This is a genomic window from Herbaspirillum rhizosphaerae (assembly GCF_001189965.1).
Taxonomy (GTDB): Bacteria; Pseudomonadota; Gammaproteobacteria; order Burkholderiales; family Burkholderiaceae_D; genus Herbaspirillum; species Herbaspirillum rhizosphaerae.
On record NZ_LFLU01000010.1, the window covers coordinates 144,583 to 164,106 of the forward strand.

Consider the following 19,524-nt stretch of genomic DNA (forward strand, 5'->3'; position numbering starts at 1 on the left):
GCGGCTTGCGGCGGCGCAGCGTATTTTTACGGCCTGTTTACCTGGGCAGGCATTCTTTTTAGATCGTCTTTACGCTGCCGTGGCTAAGCTTGCTGCATGGTCACTGTGATCGCAATCCGATCACAGTCCGCACACAATCCCGACACAATAAGGAATGGGGCCGATATGAATCCGATGGTATGGCGCAAGCGTTCTTCTCTCGTGAGCAAGCTGTTGTTTCCGGAAGTCTTGCCGTCGTTGGCGGCGGGGTCTGCCAGCGCCGGTCTGGGGCGGGAGATTCCGTCCGCAGTGTACCAGTCTGGTAGCCGGCCGACGCTGCCGAAACAGCGTGAACGCATGATGCATATCACCGTGGAAAGAGCGGAAGTCACGCACCTGCGCCAGGTGGTGATGCAGAGCTGCGGCCATTGCGTGTGCTTCATGCGCATGTCGCCGCTGGATCATGCGACGCGTATGGAGCTCTGCCTGTGCGTACAGGCGGAGGCTGTGCCCATGGTGATGGATGCCGTGATGTGGGCGCTGCCGCAGGCGGAGTTCAGCCTGCGGCAGGGGAAGGCGCACTAAAGAAGCTCTGACGTTTAATACACGTCGCGGCGATAGCGGCCTTGCGCGATCAGATCGTCCAGCGCCGCTTCGCCGAGGATGTCGGCCAGCGCAGCGTCAACGCCGGCCGCCATGCCGTCCAGGCTGCCGCAAACATACAGCACGGCGCCTTCTTCTATCCATGCCTTCAGCATGTCGGCAGCCTGGCGCAGCTTGTCCTGCACGTAGACGCGCTCGGCCTGGTCGCGCGAGAAGGCGAGGTCGACGCGGCTGAGCATGTCGGTCTGCATCCATTGTTCAATCTCGGCGCGATAGAGGAAATCGTGTTCGCGCTTGCGTTCGCCGAACAGCAGCCAGTTGCGGCGCAGGCCGAGTTGCACGCGTGCGCGCAGATGGCTGCGCAGGCCGGCGAGGCCGGAGCCGTTGCCGATGAAGATGGTCGGGACCGGTTCCGGCGCCAGCGAGAAGCTGCTGTTTTCCAGCAGGCGCATCTCGATGGCGCTGCCCGGCGATGCGTATTCGGTCAGCCAGCCGGAGGCGATGCCGAGGCCGTCTTCATGCACCGCCTGGCGCACCAGCAAGTGCACGCGGCCGTCCAGCGGGATTGAGGCGACGGAGTACTTGCGCGAAGCCAGCGCCTGCAAGCCGTCCGCTAATGCTTGCGCGGTGATGCCGGAAGGGAGGCTGCCGGTCGCAGGCAAGACGCTGCGCGCCAGTGCGTCCGCCAGGGTGCGGGTCGCTCCTTGATGCTGTATCGGCGTCTTGCCGTCGAGCGACGTGCGCGAGAGGAACAGCGCGACGCGGTCGTCGGCATGGCGCGGCAGGATTTCTGCGAGCGCGCCCGACTGCCAGTTCAGTGCGTTGGCCGAGGGGGCGTCGAATTCTAGATGATAGATGCCCGAGCCGCAGCTGCCGGCGTTGAGCAGCGTGCGTGTGCGCAGCGTCCAGGCGCCGTAGGCGGCTTCCTGCGCGACAGGTGCGGAAACTTCCGCTTCCAGCGGTGCGCCGCCGGTCAGCACGCTCAGTTCGTGCTGCCATTTGGCCAGGCTTGCCGGGGCGTTGTTGTCGACTTCGATCATCGGGAAGAAAGCTTCCGCGCCCTGGCTGCGCAGCCAGTGATCGAGCGTATGGCCGAAGCCGCAGAATTTTTCGTAATGGCGGTCGCCCAGCGCCAGCATGCCGTACTTCACATGGCCCAGCGTGCTGCCTTGCTGACGCGCCAGTTGTTTGGCAAAACGGCGCGCGCTGTCGGGCGGTTCGCCTTCGCCGAAGGTGCTCACCACGAACAGCACGCGGTGGAAATGGCGCAGGCGTTCCGGATCCAGCGCCGCCAGCGATTGCACGCTGACGGCGACGCCGGCCTTTTGCAATGCCGCCGCCGTATGCAGGGCGACGCGTTCGGCCTGGCCGGCTTGCGTGGCGTAGGCCAGCAGGACGGCTTCCTTGCTGTCGGTCGGCGCAGCGGTGGCAGCCGCAGTCTTGTTCTGATCGAGCAGTGCGCGCTCGGTGCGGACGGCGCGTTTTTTGCGGCGGCGATCCAGATACAGCATCCAGCCGGTGATGCCGAACAGCGGCATGATCAGCGCGGCAATCGTCATGATGATGCGGCCCGGCAGACCCCAGTAGGTGCCCATGTGCAGCGGATAGATCGCGCCGATGAAGAGGCCGCCGGTGTTCTTGTCGGCGAAGCGTTCGTTGAGCTTGATCTCGCCGGTTTGCGGCAGCACGTTCAGGCGGTTGCGAGCGCGTTCATGCGAGGCGTCAGGCAAGAGGTAATTGAACTGGACCGGCTGCGAGGTTTTTTCGGCAATGCGGATGTTGACCAGCGTGTACGGACCGGCTTCGCGCACGAAGGTGTTCCAGGCCAGGGTGAGATCAAGCGGCGCTGCTTCGGTCTTGTCGGACTTGTCTTTTTCCTTGTCCTTCTCCATGTTCATGCCCATGCCTTTGGGCTTGTCGCGTTTGGCGTCCTTGGCTTGCGGCGCGCGCACCGGCGTTTCCTGACCTGCCAGCGTATTGACGCCAGCCCTGAACCAGTCGAAGGCCCAGAACATGCCGGTGGTGGTGAAGATCACATACATCACCAGCGCCCAGGTGCCGATCACCGAGTGCAGGTTCCACAGGAAAGAGCGGCCGGACAGGCCGAAGTCCAGTTTGAACCAGGCGCGCCAGTTCAGCGCGCGGCGCGGCCAGCGCATGTACAGACCCGATAATGCGAGGACCAGCAGGCACATCGACAGGCTGCCGGCGACGATCTTGCCGGCGTCGATCGGCAGCAGCAGCCAGCGGTGGAAGCGTTCGGTGAACTCGAAGAATTCGTTGCCTGCCAGCGGCGGCAGCAGCGCACCGGTATAAGGATCGGCGTAGCGCATTTCACCGCGGCGCACACCCGGCGGCGGCGCGAAATTGATGCGTACGGAAGCACCCGGTTCGATTGATGCGATGAGTACGGCAACGCGTTCATGCGGCACTTCTGCGCGCAGGCGTTCCAGGATTTGCGGCGGCGTCAGTGGGGCTTGCTGGCGCACGGCGACATGCACGATGCCGGGATTGAGCCAGTCGGTAATTTCTTCGCGGAAAGACAGGATGGCGCCGGTCACGCCGATGAACATCAGCACCGTACCGGCGGTAATGCCGATGAACCAGTGGATCTGGAACCAGATTTTCTTGAACATTTTTTTCTCTTATTGGCCGGCCGACAAGGAGGTAGCCAGCGAGCGGAAGGCGTTTTGCTAAAGCGCTCTATTATAGATGATCAAGAGAATGAGAATTATTCCTGAATGTATCCGGTATGTTGCAAATGGCCGTTTCAGGCGTTCTCCGTGTCTTTTTGCAACACCATGCTGGCCAGAATCATGGCGGCGACCAGCAAAGCTACCGGCAACAGTCCGTAGTGCAACAGGAAGCCGGCAATCTGGGTGCCGATGCCCGACAGCGTCAATGCCAGGAACATCAGGAAGCCCGAGGCCAGGCTGGTCAGCGACTTCGGCACCGACAATGCGCGCGTCACGGTAGACGGGCCGCGCAGGCCGAGGCCGCCGCAGAACAGCATCCAGCACAGGATCAGCGGCGCGACGTGGTGTACGTCCAGCAGGCCCAGCGCGATCAATCCGGCCACGGAGAACAGCTGGACGATGGCGCCGGCCTTCATCAGTTTGTAGGTCCCGCAGCGATGCGCCATGGCGCCCGCGCGTGAGGCGGCGACGATGAAGGACGAGACGCCGCAGACTTGCATCAATGCAAAGGCGCCGGGGCCGCGTGCGCTCCATTGTTCGATCAGGTGCGGCGCACTGGCGACGAAGGTCACCAGTGCGCCGAAGGTCAGGCCGTAGACCGTGGCGTCGCGCAGGAAGGCGCGGTTTTGCAGCAGTGCAGGATAGCTGACGGTTTCATCGGGCGAGTGCAATACCTGTCGTCCCGGCACCAGCGCCAGGATGAAGGGCAACAGGATCAGCGCCAGCACCGCCACCAGCCAGAAGTTGCTGCGCCAGCCCGACACCAGCAGGATGCCGGTGCCGATCACAGGGGCAATCGCCGGGATGATCGATTCGGCGATGCTGACCCACGAGATGGCGCGCACGGCATCGGCGTCGGTGAAGCGCCGTCGCAGCAACACCGGCACCACCACCGTCGCGGCGCCCGCACCGATGCCTTGGATGGTGCGATAGACGATCAGCGCGTCGACGTCCGAAGCCAGTGCGCAGGCGACGCCGGTCGCCGCCAGCAGCGCGATTCCCGCCAGCAGGGTATTGCGCATGCCGAGTTTGTCGGCCACCGCGCCCCAGAACAGCTGCGACAGCGCCAGCGCAATCATGAAAGAGGAAATCGTCGCCTGCACGGTCGGCACGTCGGTGCCGAGATCATGCGCGAGATGCGGCAAGGCGGGCAGGTAAAGATCGGTGGCCAGCATGCCGACGCCGGTCAGTGCGGCCAGGGGGATGATTTGCAGCAGAGGAGGACGGGACATCAATGCAACTCGATCAGGCTCTGGCGCATGGCGACATGCAGAGCGCATAACAATGTGAAAAAGGCGGAGCGCAGTCTCTGATCATGCACGGGCTTGCCATGACAGGCGAAGACCGGCGGAGACGCGGCACGGAGAACGAGGATGATACCACCCGCCGTTTTTCACTCTTGCAGTTCGGCCTGGTGCACTTCCGCACTCATTTCCGCACTTGTTTTCTCAGTCACTTGCCGGCCATGGCGATGATGGCGTGCGCCAGTTCACCGTTGCCGTCGGCCAGTTTGTCGATGACGTCCAGATGATGGCCGTCCGCCAGTTTGACTTGCTGCACAGGAAAACCTGCCGTATGCAGGGCCAGCGCATAAGCGCTTTTCTGCCGGTGGAACTCTGCCGACTCGGCGCCGCCCGCCGTCAGGATCACCGGCATCGGCCTTGCCGGCAGGTGATGCAGCGGACTGTATTGCCCGACCTGCATCGTGTCGAGCTGCAAGGTCTCGTTGAGATAGCACAGCCGTATCGGCTCCAGGTCGTAGAGGCCGCTGACGCTGCATAGCCCCTTGATTGCATCGGTCGGAAGACCCGCGCTGCGCCAGTCGTTGTTCGCCAGCATTGCCGCCAGATGACCGCCGGCCGAATGCCCCATGACATGAATGCGTTCGGCATTGAAGCCGAACGACGATGCCTGCCGGTACAGCCAGGCGAACGCCGCACGCACGTCGGCGACGATCTCGGGGATGTCGACTTCCGGCGCCAGGCGATAGTTGATCATGGCCACGGCGATGCCGGCCTGCCGGTAAGGCTCGGCCAGATGGCTGAAGTCGTTCTTGTCGAGCGAGCGCCAGTAGCCGCCATGCACGAAGACCAGCAACGGCGCTTCGGCGTCGGCAACCGGGAAGTAGTCCAGGGTTTGCAGGCGATGCGTGCCGTAATGGAGATTGCTGCGCATCTGCAGGCTCGGTTGATTGCGGTAGTCCGCCGCCTGCTGATTCCAGCGGTCAAAGATATCCTGGAAACGGGGGATGCCGGCGCGCACGTTGTATTGACGGTCGAGCTGTTCGCGGTCGTAGTGCAGGTAGTGCATTGCTGTCTCCTCAGCCTGTTATTCGGCAAAGTGCTCCGAGATGAATCCGCGCAGCCACACATTGCCTTCGTCCTGATTGAAGCGGCGGTGCCAGAAGATGTTCGTTTGTAAAGACGGCAGGCGCAGCGGCGGACGAATGTATTGTAGGTTGAACGGCTGCGCCGCGCTCTCGGCCAGTTTTTGCGGGACCGTCACAATCAGGTCGGTGGTGCTGACGATGTAGGGCACGGCAGTGAAGTGCGGCACGCGGAAATGCACGTTGGGCCGGATGCCGGCCTTTTCCAGATTCTGGTTGATGCGGTCGTAAGGGCTTTCCAGCGAAGACACCACCAGGTGCCGCGCCGCCAGGAAGTCCTTGATGGTGACCTTCTTGTCTGCCAGCGGATGGCCCTGGCGAAACATGCTGACGTAGTTCTGGCGGAACAGCCGGCGCTGATACAGGGCACCGGACACATTGTCGAAAGCGCCGATGGCGAGGTCGACGCGACCCGATTCCATCTCGGTCTTCAGGTCTATCGTGCCGGCGCGCACCGTGCTGATCTGGATGCCCGGCGCCAGCCGGCTGCATTGCTCGATCAGCACCGGCATGAAATACACCTCGCCGACGTCGGTCATGGCGATGGTGAAATGGCGCTCGCTGGTGGCAGGGGAAAAAGCCTCTTGCCGGTTCAGCGCCTTGGATACATGGAGCAGCGCCGACGCTACCGGCTCGGCCAGTTGCTGCGCGAACGGCGTCGGCTGCATGCCTTGCGCCGTGCGCACGAAGAGGGCATCGCCGAAGGTGCGGCGCAGGCGCGCGAGCGCATTGCTGACCGCCGGCTGCGACAGGTTCAGGCGTCGCGCCACGGAAGAGATCTGGCGGTCCTGGAAGACTTCCTGAAACACCACCAGCAAATTAAGGTCGATATCCTTGGGTTCGATCATGTTTGCAATATTCGTTAGGTATTGATGCTTTGATTACTATTCATAATATCAATGAACTACATTGATCCATTTATATCGTAAAAGTCGCATCGTTGCATTACAGTCTTATATCAATAAAAAATAGCTGTACTGTCTAGAAAATTATCAATAAGACAAGCGGCGCACATCCACAACCAATCTGGAGGAGCACAGATGCAATCTGATGTGATCAATGTCGACCATGTCGTCGAGCAGAGCCGTTTCGGCGCGTTTCAATTCGGCCTGTTGCTGCTGTGCGGCCTGTGTCTGATCATCGACGGTTTCGATATCCAGGCCATGGGCTATGTCGCGCCGGCCATCATCGGCGACTGGCATGTCAACAAGGCCAGCCTCGGTCCCGTGTTCGGCGCCGGTCTGTTCGGCATGCTGCTGGGTTCGCTGGTGCTCACGCCGGTGGGCGACAAGTACGGGCGTCGTCCGGTATTGATCGTTTCCACGTTTTTCTTTGCCGTCTGCATGCTGCTGACCACGCGCGTGCAAACCATCGACGAGTTGCTGGTGCTGCGCTTCATCACCGGCTTCGGTCTCGGCAGCATCATGCCGAACGCAATGGCGCTGGTCGGCGAATTCAGCCCCAACAGCAAGCGCGTGACGCGCATGATGCTGGTCTCGTGCGGCTTCACGGTCGGTGCGGCGGTGGGCGGCTTCGTCAGTGCAGCGCTGATTCCGGCTTTCGGCTGGCGCTCGGTGTTCCTGGTCGGCGGTCTGATCCCGGCGGCGCTGGGTGTCGCGATGCTGGTCTGGCTGCCGGAATCGATACAGTTTCTGGTGCTGCGCAAGCGCCCGATGAAACAGGTGGCGCGCTGGCTCAACAAGGTGCAGCCGGGTTTGCAAGTCCATGAGGGCAGCACCGTCGTGGTCAAGGAGGCCAAGAACGACGGCATGCCGGTGGCCGAGCTGTTCCGCGAAGGTCGCGCCGGCGTGACGCTGCTGCTGTGGCTGATCAGTTTCATGAATCTGATCAATCTGTATTTCCTCTCCAACTGGCTGCCGACGCTGATCAAGGATGCCGGCTATTCGACCGGCACGGCGGTGCTGATCGGCACTTCGCTGCAAGTCGGCGGCATCGTCGGCACGCTGACGCTGGGCTGGTTCATCAATCGCTTCGGTTTCACCAAAGTGCTGGGCAGCTGCTTTGTGGTCGCCTGCGTGTTCATCGCCCTGATCGGCCATGTGGCGACGATGCCGGTGCTGCTGTTCATCAGCGTGGTGGTGGCGGGTTTCTGCGTGGTGGGTGGCCAGCCGGCGGTGAATGCGCTGGCCGGGACTTTCTATCCGACGCAGTTGCGCTCGACCGGTATCGGCTGGGCGCTCGGCATCGGCCGTATCGGCTCCGTGCTTGGGCCGGTCATCGGCGGCCAGCTGATCGCCATGCAATGGGCCAACAGTTCGCTGTTCGTCGCAGCTGCCGTGCCAGCGATCATCTCGGCGCTGATGGTGGCGCGCCTGCATTGGTACCGGCCGCAATAAGACTTTGCTATTTCAAGAAGGACGATCATGAATACGCTTGCAGAATCTTCTCTCGCCAAAGCGGCGATGCAGACTGCCAGTTATCAATCCGGCTTCGGCAACGAGTTCGCAACGGAAGCGCTGCCGGGCGCCTTGCCGGCGAATCAGAATTCGCCGCAGCAAGTCGCCTACGGTCTGTACGCCGAGCAGGTTTCCGGCACCGCCTTCACGGCGCCGCGCAGCCATAATCGCCGCTCCTGGCTATACCGGATTCGTCCGGCGGCGATGCATGAGCCGTTCGTGCGCATCGACAACGGCCTGATCGCGCGCTTCGACGATGTCGAGACGCCGCCGAACCAGTTCCGTTGGGATCCGCAGGCCATGCCGGCCGCGCCGACGGACTTCGTCGCCGGCTTGATCACCATGGCCGGCAACGGTTCGCCCGATGCCCAGACCGGTTGCGCGATTCATTTGTATGCGGCCAATCAGTCGATGACGGACAGCTTCTTCTACTCGGCCGACGGCGAGTTGCTGATCGTGCCGCAAGCCGGGCGCCTGCAATTGCTGACCGAACTGGGCGTGATCGAGATCGAGCCGCAGGAGATCGCAGTGATTCCGCGCGGCGTGCGCTTTCAGGTGAAGCTGCCGGACGGCCAGGCGCAAGGTTATGTCTGCGAAAACTTCGGGGCGCTGCTGCGCCTGCCGGATCTGGGTCCGCTCGGTTCCAACGGCCTCGCCAATCCGCGCGACTTCCTCACGCCGCAGGCCTGGTATGAAGATCGCGAAGGCGACTTTCGCCTGATCGCCAAATTCGGCGGCAACCTGTGGCAGGCGAAGATCGGCCATTCGCCGCTGGACGTGGTGGCCTGGCACGGCAACTACGCGCCGTACAAATACGACCTGCGCCATTTCAACACCATCGGTTCGATCAGCTACGACCATCCCGATCCATCGATCTTCCTGGTGCTGCAGGCGCAGAGCGATACGCCGGGCGTGGATACGCTGGATTTCGTGATCTTTCCGCCGCGCTGGCTGGCGGCCGAACATACCTTCCGTCCGCCCTGGTTCCATCGCAATGTCGCGAGCGAGTTCATGGGGCTGATCCACGGCGAGTACGACGCCAAGGCCGAGGGCTTCCGTCCCGGCGGCGCCAGCCTGCACAATTGCATGACCGGCCACGGCCCCGACGGCGCGACTTTCGAAAAAGCCAGCCGCAGCGATACCAGCAAGCCGAACAAGGTGGCCGATACGATGGCCTTCATGTTCGAGACGCGCAACGTCATCAAGCCGACGCGTCACGCATTGACGTCGCCGACGCTGCAGAAAAATTATTATCAGTGCTGGATGGACATCAGGAAGCACTTCAACCCGCAACAAGCTCCGGAGCAACAATGAGCCCCTCTTTGAATTTGAACGAAACACACGACGTCGCCCTGCGCAGCTGGGTTGCCTCGGCCAATCGCGCCGGTAACGATTTTCCGATTCAGAACCTGCCGTATGGCGTGTTTCGCCGCAAGGGCAGTGGAGAAAGCTTCCGCGTCGGCGTCGCCATCGGCGACCGGATCCTCGATTTGCGCGCGGCATTTGAGAGCGGCGCGTTCGGCGGTTTTGGCGAAGTCACGCATCAGGCCATCCTTGCTGCGACGACCGGCAGCAATCTCAATCTCTTGATGGAACTCGACGCCGCAAGCTGGTCGGCGCTGCGCCTGGCGCTGTCGACCTTGCTGCGCGAAGGCTCGGTGCACCAGTCGCAGCTGGAGCCGACGCTGGTGCCGCAGGCTGAAGCGGAGCACGCCTTGCCGGCGCAGATCGGCGATTACACCGATTTCTACACTTCCATCCATCACGCGACCGCCGTCGGCAAATTATTCCGTCCCGACAATCCTCTGCTGCCCAATTACAAATGGGTGCCGATCGGTTATCACGGCCGCTCTTCGTCGATCGCTGTGTCGGGCCAGCAATTCCACCGCCCGGTCGGGCAGACCAAGCCGCCGACGTCGGACACGCCGGTGTTCGGTCCGTGCAAGCGCCTCGATTATGAAATGGAAGTCGGCGTCTTCATGGGACAGGGCAACGCCATCGGCGACGCCATCGACATCGGCCGGGCGGAGTCGCATGTGTTCGGCCTGTGCCTGTTGAACGACTGGTCGGCGCGCGATGTGCAGGCGTGGGAATACCAGCCGCTCGGCCCTTTCCTGGCGAAGAATTTCGCCTCGACCATTTCGCCGTGGATCGTCACGATCGAAGCACTGGCGCCGTATCGCGCCGCATGGACGCGCGACGCCGATGACCCGCAGCCGATGGCGTATCTGGATTCCGCCGATCTGCGCGCGCACGGCGCTTTCGACGTGCAGCTGGAAGTGCTGTTGCAGACCAAAGCCATGCGCGAAGCGGGCACGCCGCCGCAGCGTCTGTCGCTGGGAAATTTCAAGGATGCTTACTGGACCGTATCGCAACTGGTGGCGCATCACACCGTCGGCGGCTGCAACCTGCGCGCCGGCGATTTGCTGGGTTCAGGTACCTTGTCGGGACCGGCGCCGGAGTCGGCCGGCTCTCTGCTGGAACTGACCGCCGGCGGCAAGCAGTCGATCAGCCTGGCCAACGGCGAGACGCGCATCTTCATCGAAGACGGCGACACCGTCGTCATGCGCGGCTGGGCCGGGCGCGAGGGCTTGCCGCGCATCGGTTTCGGCGAGGTGGCGGGCACGGTGCTGCCGGCGCGTTCGCTGTAATCATTCAGATAAAACAAGCCTTAAGGAGACCCCGGCATGACGATTCATCTCTACAGCTACTTCCGCAGTTCGGCGTCCTATCGGGTGCGCATCGCCCTGAACCTGAAAGGCCAGTCCTACGATACCGTGCCGGTGCATCTGGTCAACAACGGCGGCGAACAATTCGCGCCGGCATTCAGCGCCCTGAATCCGCAATCGCTGGTGCCGGTGATGGAAGAAGAGGGGCGTCACATCACGCAATCGCTGGCGATGCTGGAGTATCTGGAAGAACGCTTTCCCACGCCGGCGCTGCTGCCGCCGGGTTTGCTCGATCGCGCCCATGTGCGCGAGATATCGCTGGCGATCGCCTGCGATATCCATCCGCTGAATAACCTGCGGGTGCTGCGCATGCTCAAGCAGGAGCTGGGCGTGAGCGACGAGGTCAAGCAGCAGTGGATACAGCATTGGGTCAAGCTCGGCTTCGCCGCACTGGAACAGCAACTGGCGGCAAGTCCGCAGCGCGGGCGTTTCTGTTTCGGCGACACGCCGACGATGGCCGATTGCTGCCTGATTCCGCAGATCTTCAATGCGCGTCGCTTCGAGGTCGACATGACGCCTTATCCGACGCTGGCGGCCATTGATGAAGCCTGTAGTCAGCTCGAAGCGTTCCAATTGGCGCAGCCGTCGGCACAGCCCGACGCAGCCTGAGGTCCGTTCACCCGTCGTTTCACTCCTTCCTCATTCATGGATGGCGCAGGGCAAGGCAAGCCGGGCATCCGCTCCCGGTTCCTGCCCATCCAGCCGGTAAGACCTTTCCAGCGGTACGCTATTCCCATGGTCGGCTTGCCCCAAAAACGGGCATCTTTCAGCGCGACGGAAAAGAATCCAGGCATTCTTGTTGGAAATTTGCCAAATATCTTTCTCTATTGCTACAGCGGTCCGCCGGAAATACGGTTGATAACTGTATTGCCGGTATAATTTTCTTCGCTAAACTACCGAATCAAAATAACAAGACGCTCAGACAAGCGCTGTGGATAAAAGCAATGATGCAGGGGCTGCTGAGGCGCCTGCCTATAATGATCAAGTCTGACTCAGGGAAATACAGTTTCGCCGTAAACGGGGAGCAGGGAACGCTGCCGTCATCGTCCCGCCGAACAATGAGCCGCCGCTGAGGTATCGTCGGGCGGCAATCAATGTTGGCGCGGCGCGATCCGGAGGTGGTTTGCGCCCTTGTCCTGTCGACGGCGACGCAGCTTCCGGGGGTAGGTCTCTTCGCTGGGGTTCTTTTTATGCAAGTAGTCAGCCGACGTTATCGCTGGGCGATTTACGGTTTGCTGGTGGTCGTGATTGCCGCCGGCATCGCGCTGTTCTTTGCCATGGCGCGCACGGCCAATGATATTCGTTCGTCAACCACCCCGCTGTTGAAGGAAAACATCCCAACCCTGCGTCATCTTTCGGATTTTGAAAGCGCCTTGCTGCGCTATCAGTTGGCGCTGAACAAATACTACGTGGCTTCCGTCGGCCGCGATCGCTTCGATCATATTGAATCCGTCGCCGCCGAACAGATGCGCGCCAATTTCGATTTTGTTCGTCGCGACCTGCGGCAGACGGCGCAGATGTCGGCACTGGTCAGTAACTACGATGCGGTGCTGGCAATGGGCCCGGCCCTGGAAAAACTGTTGCAGACGCAGACCGCCAATCGCGATCAGGCGCGCGCGTTGCTGGGCGACCTCAACGTCAAAACCAATACGATCCGCAATCTGCTCGACAAAGCCAAGCTGGACGTCGAGGGTTCGGTATACCGCGTTGGCGAGATGGCCAACACCGGTGTCGATCACATTTCGTGGCTGGTGCATGTGTACAGCGTCGGTATGTTGCTGGTGGCCTTGTTCATGATGTATCACGTGTGGGCGCGCTTCCGCTCGGAGAATGCGCTGGCCTTTGCTGCGGCTCACGATCCTCTGACCGGGCTGGCGCACCGCGGCTCGTTCGAGCGCCGTCTCAAGACCATGGAAGACCAGCCGCACACCGTGGTGTTGGGCATGATCGACCGTTTTGAGCGCGTTGTCGGCGGCCTTGGCCATGCCTTCGGCGATCGCCTGATGCAAGAGATGGCGGGCCGCATCAAGCGCGCGGCGGAGCGCCACGGCGGCGAGGTGTTCCGTCTCAACGGCGCCAATGTCGCGATCCTCTATAAGTCCAAGGGCGATCATGTGAATTTTCAGGAAGCCCTGTCTAGCCTGCAGGAATACATGCGCCAGCCGTTTGAATTCGGCCAGCATGAGATTTTTTCCAGCATGAGCATGGGCGGCGCCGAATATCCGCGCGACGGCGCCGAGCCTGCGCATCTGCTGCAGAATGCCGATGCTGCCTTGCAGGCGGCGCGCGACGCCGGCGGCGATTGTTTCGTGCAGTATTCGAATGCGCTCAACACGCGCGCGCAGGAGCGTCTGGCGCTGGAAGCGCAACTGCGTCACGCCATCGAGCGCAACGAACTGGAATTGCACTTTCAGCCGCAGCAAGGCTTGACCGACGACCGGCTGGTCGGCTTCGAGGCGCTGGTGCGCTGGCGCCGCAACGGCGAGCTGATCTCGCCGGCCGACTTCATCCCGCTGGCCGAAGAGTCCGGCCTGATCGTGCCGATCGGCGACTGGGTGCTGGCGGAAGCCTGCCGCCAGGCCAAGATCTGGAGCCTGGAGACGCCGCGCAAGTTCGTCATCGCGGTCAACATTTCGCCGCGCCAGTTCCACCATCCGTCCTTCCTGCGCCGCGTCACCGAAACCTTGAGCGAAAGCCAGATCGATCCCTCCTTCATCGAGCTGGAAATCACCGAAGGCATCGTCATGCGCGATGTCGAACGCACCATCGAGTTGCTGGAAGACCTGCGCAAGCGCGGCCTGACGCTGGCGATCGATGACTTCGGGACGGGGTATTCGTCGCTGGCCTACCTCAAGCGTTTTTCCATCGACAAGCTCAAGATCGACCAGTCCTTCATCCGCCATCTGCGCCCCAACAGCGAAGACGCGGCGATCGTGCAGGCGGTCATCAACCTCGGCCACCATCTCGGCCTGTCGGTCATCGCCGAAGGCGTCGAAACCGCCAGCCAGCGCGAGTTGCTGCGCGCCTGGGGTTGCGACGAGATCCAGGGCTATTTCTACGGCCGTCCCTTATCGGCCGACAAGGCGACGCAGTTCATCTTTGAAAATTAAATGATCGACAGATCAAGCTTGCGGCCGGCGCGGGACCAGGAGGTTACCGGTCATGACCAGCACCGGCTCGTTATTCTGATTGAAGGTGGTGACGCGGTGCTTGAGGAAGCCCTGCTGCGGTTTCGACTGCGAGAATTTCAGTTCCAGCACCTCGACTTCAACGCGCAGCACGTCGCCCGGACGGGTAGGGCGCGGCCAGCGGAATTCTTCAAAACCCGCGCCGATGACGCCGCCCCTGATCGGCAGCGTCTTCACCAGCAGGCGCATGGTCAGCGCCGCCGTATGCCAGCCGCTGGCCGCCAGGCCGCCAAAAAAACTCTGCGCCGCTGCGGCTTCATCCAGATGGAAGGGCTGCGGGTCGTAGCTCGCGGCGAAGGCTTTGATGTCGTCGGCGCTCAGTGTTTCGGTGGCGGCGACACTGAATTTCTGGCCGGCGGTGAAGTCTTCCAGATACATCGGCGCGTTGGAAATATCAGGCATGGCAGTCTCCCTCGAGTTGTTTTATAATGTCAGTATCAAAATGATAGTAAGTTGTTCAATCGAATGATAATCAGCTTGATGGGACTTGTCTATGGAACGTAAAAGCTTTGGCAACATGCAATGCCCGGTCGCCCGTACGCTCGAACGCGTGGGCGAGTGGTGGAGCATTCTGATCCTGCGCGATGCGATGCACGGGCTGACGCGTTTCGACCAGTTCCAGAAGAGCCTGGACATTGCGCCCAACATGCTGACGCGCCGCCTCAATTCACTGGTCGAATCCGGCCTGCTGGAGCGCCGCCAGTACAGCGAGCGTCCGCCGCGTTATGAATATATCCTGACCGACCTGGGACGCGATTTCCGCTCCATTCTGGTCGCGCTCAACAGCTGGGGCAACAAGCATTTCGCGCCCGAAGGTCCGAGCGTGCTGCTGGTCGATTCGACTTCCGGCGAAGTGGCCGATCCGATCATGGTCGACCGCAAGACCGGCAAGCCGCTGAGTTCTCCTGAGTTTGTCTTTACCCCCGGTCCGCAAGCCAATGAGAGCATGATCCGTCGCATCAACTTTGCGCGCGAACGTGCGGCTGCAGCCAACGATGGCGGCGACAATTCTGTCGGGCAACCGGAGATGGATGAGCCTGCGGCACTGGCCAAGACGCCGCGCAAGAAGGCCGCGAAGAAAAGCGCCTGAGCGATTCACTATTCTTTTTTGTCCGGAAATGGCGCCGTTGTTACGGCGCCATTTTTTTGGGGCTCGCATTCAAGGTCGCTTGACAGGCTTCTTCACATTCATTAGTATGCATATACATTAATGCATATGCATCGATTTATCCAGCAGATAACTGGACAGATCGATCCGGAAGGTAATTGAGCATGTTTAACCAGTGTACTTGCACCCGTTTGCGTCGGCTTACCCGTCGCATCACGTCGATTTATGACCGGCATTTATTGCCGGACGAGCTGACCATCAGCCAGTATTCGCTGCTGAGCCGGGTGGGCAAGCACGGCTCCATCGCCAATCTTCGCCTGGCGGCGGAGATGGGCATGGATCGTAGCACGCTGAGCCGCAACATCAAGCCGCTAATGACCGCCGGCTGGATCGCCACCGTCGACATGCCGCCGGATGAGCACGTCGACAAGCGCTCCTTCGGGCTGACCCTGAGTACGGCAGGCAAGGCCAAGCTGGATGCCGCGCGCCACAACTGGGTGGAAGCGCAGCTGGAAATCGACGGCTTGCTGGGCGAAGACATGCATGCGGCCTTGTCGGGCATGATCGACGACGCCTACGAACGCTTGCAGGAAGCCTGATCCGGCAGCGCCAGGATCTTCAGTATCGGCAACGGGTAACCCGGTCAGCAAGTCAGTTAGCAGCATCATGAGCACCATCAGTGTCATCAGTACATCAGTACGCCAGGCATTGATGGTTTTTTATTCTTCTTTTTATCCTTCTCTGATTGAGCGTCATGAATAAAGTCACGCAAGCCATCGCCACGCGCACCTCACACCGGTTCAGTTACGCCTGGGTGGTGGTCGCCGTCATCTTCCTCGTGTTGCTGACCTCGGCCGGCATCCGCGCCACGCCGTCGGTCATGATCCTGCCGCTGGAGCATGAGTTCGGCTGGAATCGTTCCACCATTTCGCTGGCGATTTCCTTCAACATCGCCTTGTACGGCCTGATCGGTCCGTTCGCGGCGGCAGCCATGCAGCGTTTCGGCATCCGTCCGGTGGTAATGGGCGCGCTGGTGCTGCTGTCAGTCGGCACCGCCCTGAGCACGCTGATGCAAATGCCGTGGCACATGGTCATGACTTGGGGCTTGCTGGTTGGCTCGGGCACCGGCGTTGCCGCCAACACGCTGGGCGCGACGATTGTCAGCCGTTGGTTTGAAATGCGCCGCGGCCTTGCCATGGGTTTGCTCACGGCAAGCGCAGCAACGGGCCAGATGGTGTTCCTGCCGCTGATGGCGTCGATGGTGGAACATTACGGCTGGCGTTCGGTGGCGTTCCTGGTCGCCATCGTGGCTGCCGTGGCGGTGCCGCTGGTGGCGTTGTTCCTGCCGGAGCGTCCATCCGACGTCGGTCTGCGCCGTTACGGCCAGGCGGCCGATGCGCCGGCTGACGCCGCCGTGGCACAGCGCAATCCGTTGGCGATCGCCTTCGATGCGCTGCGCCAGGCGATGAAGGTGCGCGACTTCTGGCTGCTGTTTTTCAGCTTCTTCGTCTGTGGCATGAGCACCAACGGCTACATAGGCACGCAGTTCATCGCCATGTGCAACGACTACGGTATTTCCGAAGTCGGCGGCGCCAGCATCCTGGCCGCGATGGGCATGCTTGATCTGGTTGGCACCACCTTGTCCGGCTGGTTGTCGGATCGCTTCAATCCACGCGTGCTGCTGTTCTGGTACTACGGCCTGCGCGGCATCGCGCTGATCTTCCTGCCTTATGCATTCGGCCTCGACTATTTCGGCTTGACCGTGTTTGCGGTCTTCTACGGACTCGACTGGATCGCTACCGTACCGCCGACCGTGCGTCTGGCCAATGACGTGTTCGGTCGTCTGGCCGCGCCGATCGTGTTCGGCTGGATCGTCGCCGGTCACCAACTCGGCGCCGCTGCCGCCACCACGATATCGGGCTTCATGCGCGCCAATCTCGGCGACTATACGGCGTCATCGATACTGATGGGCGTGGCCTGTCTGATCGGCGCGGTGATGGTGTTGCGCATCAAGGGCCAGCAGCATGACAAGCCGGTAGCGGTTGCCGCATAATTTCGCTTCATCCGATAAAAGCCGCCCGCGTCCCGAAAAGGAGCGGGCGGTTTTTATTGCCTTGCCTTGATTACTTCGCCAGCGCCTTGCGCAGGCTGGAAGTCGCCAGATCGACAGCGCTCTTCGCGGCTGGTGTATCGCCCAGCGCATTGAGCATCACGAAGTCATGGATGGTGCCGAGGTAGCGCACCTGTGTCACCGGCACGCCTGCCTTGGCCAGCTTGGCGGCGTAGGCTTCACCTTCGTCGCGCAGCACATCGTTTTCGTCAGTGATGACCAGCGCCGGCGGCAGATCCTTCAACTGTTCCAGGGTCGCGTTCAGCGGTGCGATATGCGGATCCTTGCGGTTGGCGCCGGCCGGCAGGTAGGCGTTCCAGAACCACTTCATCGCTTCCTTGGTCAGCCATGGGCCGTTGGCGAACTGGTTGTACGAACCGTTCTCGAAATTGGTGTCGGTTACCGGGTAAAACAACACCTGGTACTTGATCGCCGGACCTTTGCGCTCCTTCGCCAGCAGGCTCACCACGGCAGTCATGTTGCCGCCCACGCTGTCGCCGGCAATCGCCAGGCGGCTCGCATCGACGTTGAACTCGGCGGCGTGCTCGGCGACGTATTTGGTCGCGGCATAGTCTTGCTCGATGGCGATCGGATAACGCGCTTCCGGCGAACGGTCGTAATCGACGAACACCACGGCGACCTTGGCGCCGTCAACGATCTGGCGCACCAGGCGGTCATGCGTATTGACGTCGCCCATCACCCAGCCCGCGCCGTGGAAGTACATCACCACCGGCAGCGTTTCCTTGTTGCCTTGCGGACGCAGGATGCGGATGCGTGTGCTGCCGGTCGGGCCGACCGGGATCACACGGTCTTCGATGTCGGCGGCCGGCTTGGCGACCTTGCCGGACTGCGCGCCAGCCAGCAGATTGCGGGCTTGTTCCGGTGTCAGTGTGTAGATCGGAGGGCCGCCGGCGGCGGACAGCACGTCGAGGAAACCCTGGGTTTGCGGTTCCACCGAAGCGGCAGTTGCGTTTTGCACGGCAGAGGCTGCAGCCAGTGCAACGGTGCTGAGGGCGAGAAGTTGTTTGATCGATTTCATGATGTTTCCTTTCGGTGGTCGGGGTAGTTTTGAATCAAGCAATTAAATTGTGTGCAATATATTTGATGCTTCTGTATCTCAAATGCGTGCTGCATGCGCTGTCCTCTTCGTAGGCCGCGCTATCGCTGGCGACCGGTTCGTTGGGTGAGTGCATGGACTGAATATTAAATTGATGGAAATTAAATTGCAAGCAATTTAAAGATAAAAATACAACACGCGACATTTTCCGGAACGCGGGGCGAACTAGAAGCAGGGGCGCAACAGTGACAAAACCCCATCTGCATCGGCGATACAGGTGGGGTTTTGCGTGCATCTCTCCCGATGCGATGAGGAGAGAGCGGCGGGTTCAACTGAGTTTTCGGCTCAATCCCATTGCGGCGCAAAATCGGGATTGGCCAGACGATCGTTGCGATCGAGCCGGGAGATGGCATCCATCTCGGCATCCGTCAGGCGGATGTCCTTCGCCGCCAGATTGCTTTCCAGGTTGGCGCGCTTCGTCGACGACGGGATGGTGGCAAAGCCCTGCTGCAGCGACCACGCCAGCGCGATCTGAGCCGGATTGGCCTGATGCGCCTTGGCGATCTCAACAATCACCGGATCGGTCATCACCTTGCCGTAAGCCAGCGGCATATAGGCAGTCAGGTGGATGTGTTGGCTGCGGGTGAAATCCACTACCTTGCGGTTTTGCAGGAAAGGATGGATCTCGATCTGCTGGGTCGCGATTTCACTGGCGCCGACGGCGTCGATGGCTTGCTTCAGATGAGCGATGGTGAAGTTCGACACGCCGATCAGCTTCGTCAGCCCTTGCGCCTTAGCTTCGGCCAGCGCTTCCATATAGGTCGCGACGGCGATGCTGTCGTTCGGCGCCGGCCAGTGGATCAGCGTCAGGTCGACCTGGTCCATCTGCAGTTTGGCCAGGCTTTCCTTCAGGCTGGGGATGAGCTTGTCTTTGGACAAATTCTCCGTCCAGATCTTGGTGGTGACGAACAGTTCGTCGCGCGCCACCTTGGCGGCGGCGATGGCCTTGCCGACATCGGCTTCATTGCCGTAGATCTGGGCGGTATCGATGTGGCGATAGCCCAGATCGAGGCCGTTGCTGACCGAGTCGATGACTTGCTGGTCTTTCAGACGGAAGGTGCCGAGGCCGAAAGCGGGAATGTTGTTCATGGTTTTCCTTTGTAGAGACGGGGCGCGGGCACGGGCCGGCGCAATGGCGGAGACAGGGGAAATGTTTTTGTGTTCCCCTGCATGGACTGAAGTATGCAGCTA

The 19,524-nt window shown here is 61.2% G+C and carries 16 protein-coding genes; 9 read left to right on the forward strand and 7 right to left on the reverse strand.

The window, feature by feature from the left end; translation table 11 throughout:
• Nucleotides 1-165: 165 nt before the first annotated feature.
• Nucleotides 166-564, forward strand: a complete 399-nt coding sequence (locus tag AKL25_RS23780; RefSeq protein ID WP_083444728.1) for a hypothetical protein — start codon at nt 166-168, stop codon at nt 562-564.
• 14 nt (nt 565-578) lie between these two features.
• Here the strand turns inward: AKL25_RS23780 and AKL25_RS15050 are convergent, their stop codons facing one another.
• The 4 genes from AKL25_RS15050 to AKL25_RS15065 form a co-directional block, all read right to left on the reverse strand.
• Nucleotides 579-3,218, reverse strand: a complete 2,640-nt coding sequence (locus AKL25_RS15050; protein ID WP_050478502.1) for a sulfite reductase flavoprotein subunit alpha — start codon at nt 3,216-3,218, stop codon at nt 579-581.
• Between the two features lie 134 nt (nt 3,219-3,352).
• Nucleotides 3,353-4,510: an MFS transporter gene (locus AKL25_RS15055; protein ID WP_050478503.1), complete on the reverse strand. Its 1,158-nt coding sequence runs from the start codon at nt 4,508-4,510 to the stop codon at nt 3,353-3,355.
• A gap of 220 nt (nt 4,511-4,730) precedes the next feature.
• Nucleotides 4,731-5,588, reverse strand: coding sequence for an alpha/beta hydrolase (locus AKL25_RS15060; RefSeq protein ID WP_050478504.1), 858 nt, complete (start codon nt 5,586-5,588; stop codon nt 4,731-4,733).
• Nucleotides 5,589-5,606: 18 nt separating this feature from the next.
• The gene (locus AKL25_RS15065) at nt 5,607-6,512 is read right to left on the reverse strand and encodes a LysR family transcriptional regulator (protein ID WP_050478505.1); all 906 of its coding nucleotides are present in this window, start codon (nt 6,510-6,512) and stop codon (nt 5,607-5,609) included.
• A gap of 192 nt (nt 6,513-6,704) precedes the next feature.
• On the opposite strand from AKL25_RS15065, the gene AKL25_RS15070 reads away from it, so the two are divergent.
• The 5 genes from AKL25_RS15070 (at nt 6,705) to AKL25_RS15090 (ending at nt 13,920) form a co-directional block, all read left to right on the forward strand.
• The gene (locus AKL25_RS15070; protein ID WP_050478506.1) at nt 6,705-8,021 is read left to right on the forward strand and encodes an MFS transporter; all 1,317 of its coding nucleotides are present in this window, start codon (nt 6,705-6,707) and stop codon (nt 8,019-8,021) included.
• A gap of 27 nt (nt 8,022-8,048) precedes the next feature.
• Nucleotides 8,049-9,395, forward strand: coding sequence for a homogentisate 1,2-dioxygenase (hmgA, locus tag AKL25_RS15075; RefSeq protein ID WP_050478507.1), 1,347 nt, complete (start codon nt 8,049-8,051; stop codon nt 9,393-9,395).
• Nucleotides 9,392-10,732 carry a fumarylacetoacetase gene (fahA, locus tag AKL25_RS15080; protein WP_050478508.1) on the forward strand — a complete coding sequence of 447 codons (1,341 nt, stop codon included), beginning with the start codon at nt 9,392-9,394 and terminating at the stop codon, nt 10,730-10,732. The genes hmgA and fahA overlap by 4 nt, the downstream gene beginning before the upstream one ends.
• A gap of 36 nt (nt 10,733-10,768) precedes the next feature.
• On the forward strand, nt 10,769-11,419 hold the full coding sequence (maiA, locus tag AKL25_RS15085; protein WP_050478509.1) for a maleylacetoacetate isomerase: 651 nt from the start codon (nt 10,769-10,771) through the stop codon (nt 11,417-11,419).
• A gap of 581 nt (nt 11,420-12,000) precedes the next feature.
• Entirely contained in the window at nt 12,001-13,920 is a 1,920-nt protein-coding gene (locus tag AKL25_RS15090) for a putative bifunctional diguanylate cyclase/phosphodiesterase (RefSeq protein ID WP_050478510.1), read from the forward strand.
• A 12-nt stretch (nt 13,921-13,932) separates the two neighbouring features.
• On the opposite strand, the gene AKL25_RS15095 is transcribed toward AKL25_RS15090, so the two are convergent.
• Complete coding sequence (locus AKL25_RS15095) at nt 13,933-14,400, reverse strand: MaoC family dehydratase (RefSeq protein ID WP_050478511.1); 468 nt, start codon at nt 14,398-14,400, stop codon at nt 13,933-13,935.
• Nucleotides 14,401-14,491: 91 nt separating this feature from the next.
• Here AKL25_RS15095 and AKL25_RS15100 point away from each other — a divergent pair, with 91 nt between their 5' ends.
• From AKL25_RS15100 to AKL25_RS15110, 3 genes are all read left to right on the forward strand, one after another.
• On the forward strand, nt 14,492-15,088 hold the full coding sequence (locus AKL25_RS15100) for a winged helix-turn-helix transcriptional regulator (RefSeq protein WP_050478512.1): 597 nt from the start codon (nt 14,492-14,494) through the stop codon (nt 15,086-15,088).
• Nucleotides 15,089-15,270: 182 nt separating this feature from the next.
• Entirely contained in the window at nt 15,271-15,705 is a 435-nt protein-coding gene (locus AKL25_RS15105) for a MarR family winged helix-turn-helix transcriptional regulator (RefSeq protein WP_050478513.1), read from the forward strand.
• A 155-nt stretch (nt 15,706-15,860) separates the two neighbouring features.
• Nucleotides 15,861-17,159 (forward strand): MFS transporter, encoded by a 1,299-nt coding sequence (locus AKL25_RS15110; RefSeq protein ID WP_050478514.1) that lies wholly within the window; start codon nt 15,861-15,863, stop codon nt 17,157-17,159.
• A 70-nt stretch (nt 17,160-17,229) separates the two neighbouring features.
• Here the strand turns inward: AKL25_RS15110 and AKL25_RS15115 are convergent, their stop codons facing one another.
• Nucleotides 17,230-18,255 carry an alpha/beta hydrolase gene (locus tag AKL25_RS15115; protein ID WP_050478515.1) on the reverse strand — a complete coding sequence of 342 codons (1,026 nt, stop codon included), beginning with the start codon at nt 18,253-18,255 and terminating at the stop codon, nt 17,230-17,232.
• A gap of 363 nt (nt 18,256-18,618) precedes the next feature.
• Entirely contained in the window at nt 18,619-19,422 is an 804-nt protein-coding gene (dkgB, locus tag AKL25_RS15120; RefSeq protein WP_050478516.1) for a 2,5-didehydrogluconate reductase DkgB, read from the reverse strand.
• Between the last annotated feature and the right edge of the window lie 102 nt (nt 19,423-19,524).

Excerpts from the sequence above, each read along its gene's own strand:
- AKL25_RS23780 (WP_083444728.1), top strand. The coding sequence starts at position 166 with ATGAATCCGATGGTATGGCGCAAGCGTTCTTCTCTCGTGAGCAAGCTG.
- AKL25_RS15050 (WP_050478502.1), bottom strand. The coding sequence starts at position 3,218 with ATGTTCAAGAAAATCTGGTTCCAGATCCACTGGTTCATCGGCATTACC.
- AKL25_RS15055 (WP_050478503.1), bottom strand. The coding sequence starts at position 4,510 with ATGTCCCGTCCTCCTCTGCTGCAAATCATCCCCCTGGCCGCACTGACC.
- AKL25_RS15060 (WP_050478504.1), bottom strand. The coding sequence starts at position 5,588 with ATGCACTACCTGCACTACGACCGCGAACAGCTCGACCGTCAATACAAC.
- AKL25_RS15065 (WP_050478505.1), bottom strand. The coding sequence starts at position 6,512 with ATGATCGAACCCAAGGATATCGACCTTAATTTGCTGGTGGTGTTTCAG.
- AKL25_RS15070 (WP_050478506.1), top strand. The coding sequence starts at position 6,705 with ATGCAATCTGATGTGATCAATGTCGACCATGTCGTCGAGCAGAGCCGT.
- hmgA (WP_050478507.1), top strand. The coding sequence starts at position 8,049 with ATGAATACGCTTGCAGAATCTTCTCTCGCCAAAGCGGCGATGCAGACT.
- fahA (WP_050478508.1), top strand. The coding sequence starts at position 9,392 with ATGAGCCCCTCTTTGAATTTGAACGAAACACACGACGTCGCCCTGCGC.
- maiA (WP_050478509.1), top strand. The coding sequence starts at position 10,769 with ATGACGATTCATCTCTACAGCTACTTCCGCAGTTCGGCGTCCTATCGG.
- AKL25_RS15090 (WP_050478510.1), top strand. The coding sequence starts at position 12,001 with ATGCAAGTAGTCAGCCGACGTTATCGCTGGGCGATTTACGGTTTGCTG.
- AKL25_RS15095 (WP_050478511.1), bottom strand. The coding sequence starts at position 14,400 with ATGCCTGATATTTCCAACGCGCCGATGTATCTGGAAGACTTCACCGCC.
- AKL25_RS15100 (WP_050478512.1), top strand. The coding sequence starts at position 14,492 with ATGGAACGTAAAAGCTTTGGCAACATGCAATGCCCGGTCGCCCGTACG.
- AKL25_RS15105 (WP_050478513.1), top strand. The coding sequence starts at position 15,271 with ATGTTTAACCAGTGTACTTGCACCCGTTTGCGTCGGCTTACCCGTCGC.
- AKL25_RS15110 (WP_050478514.1), top strand. The coding sequence starts at position 15,861 with ATGAATAAAGTCACGCAAGCCATCGCCACGCGCACCTCACACCGGTTC.
- AKL25_RS15115 (WP_050478515.1), bottom strand. The coding sequence starts at position 18,255 with ATGAAATCGATCAAACAACTTCTCGCCCTCAGCACCGTTGCACTGGCT.
- dkgB (WP_050478516.1), bottom strand. The coding sequence starts at position 19,422 with ATGAACAACATTCCCGCTTTCGGCCTCGGCACCTTCCGTCTGAAAGAC.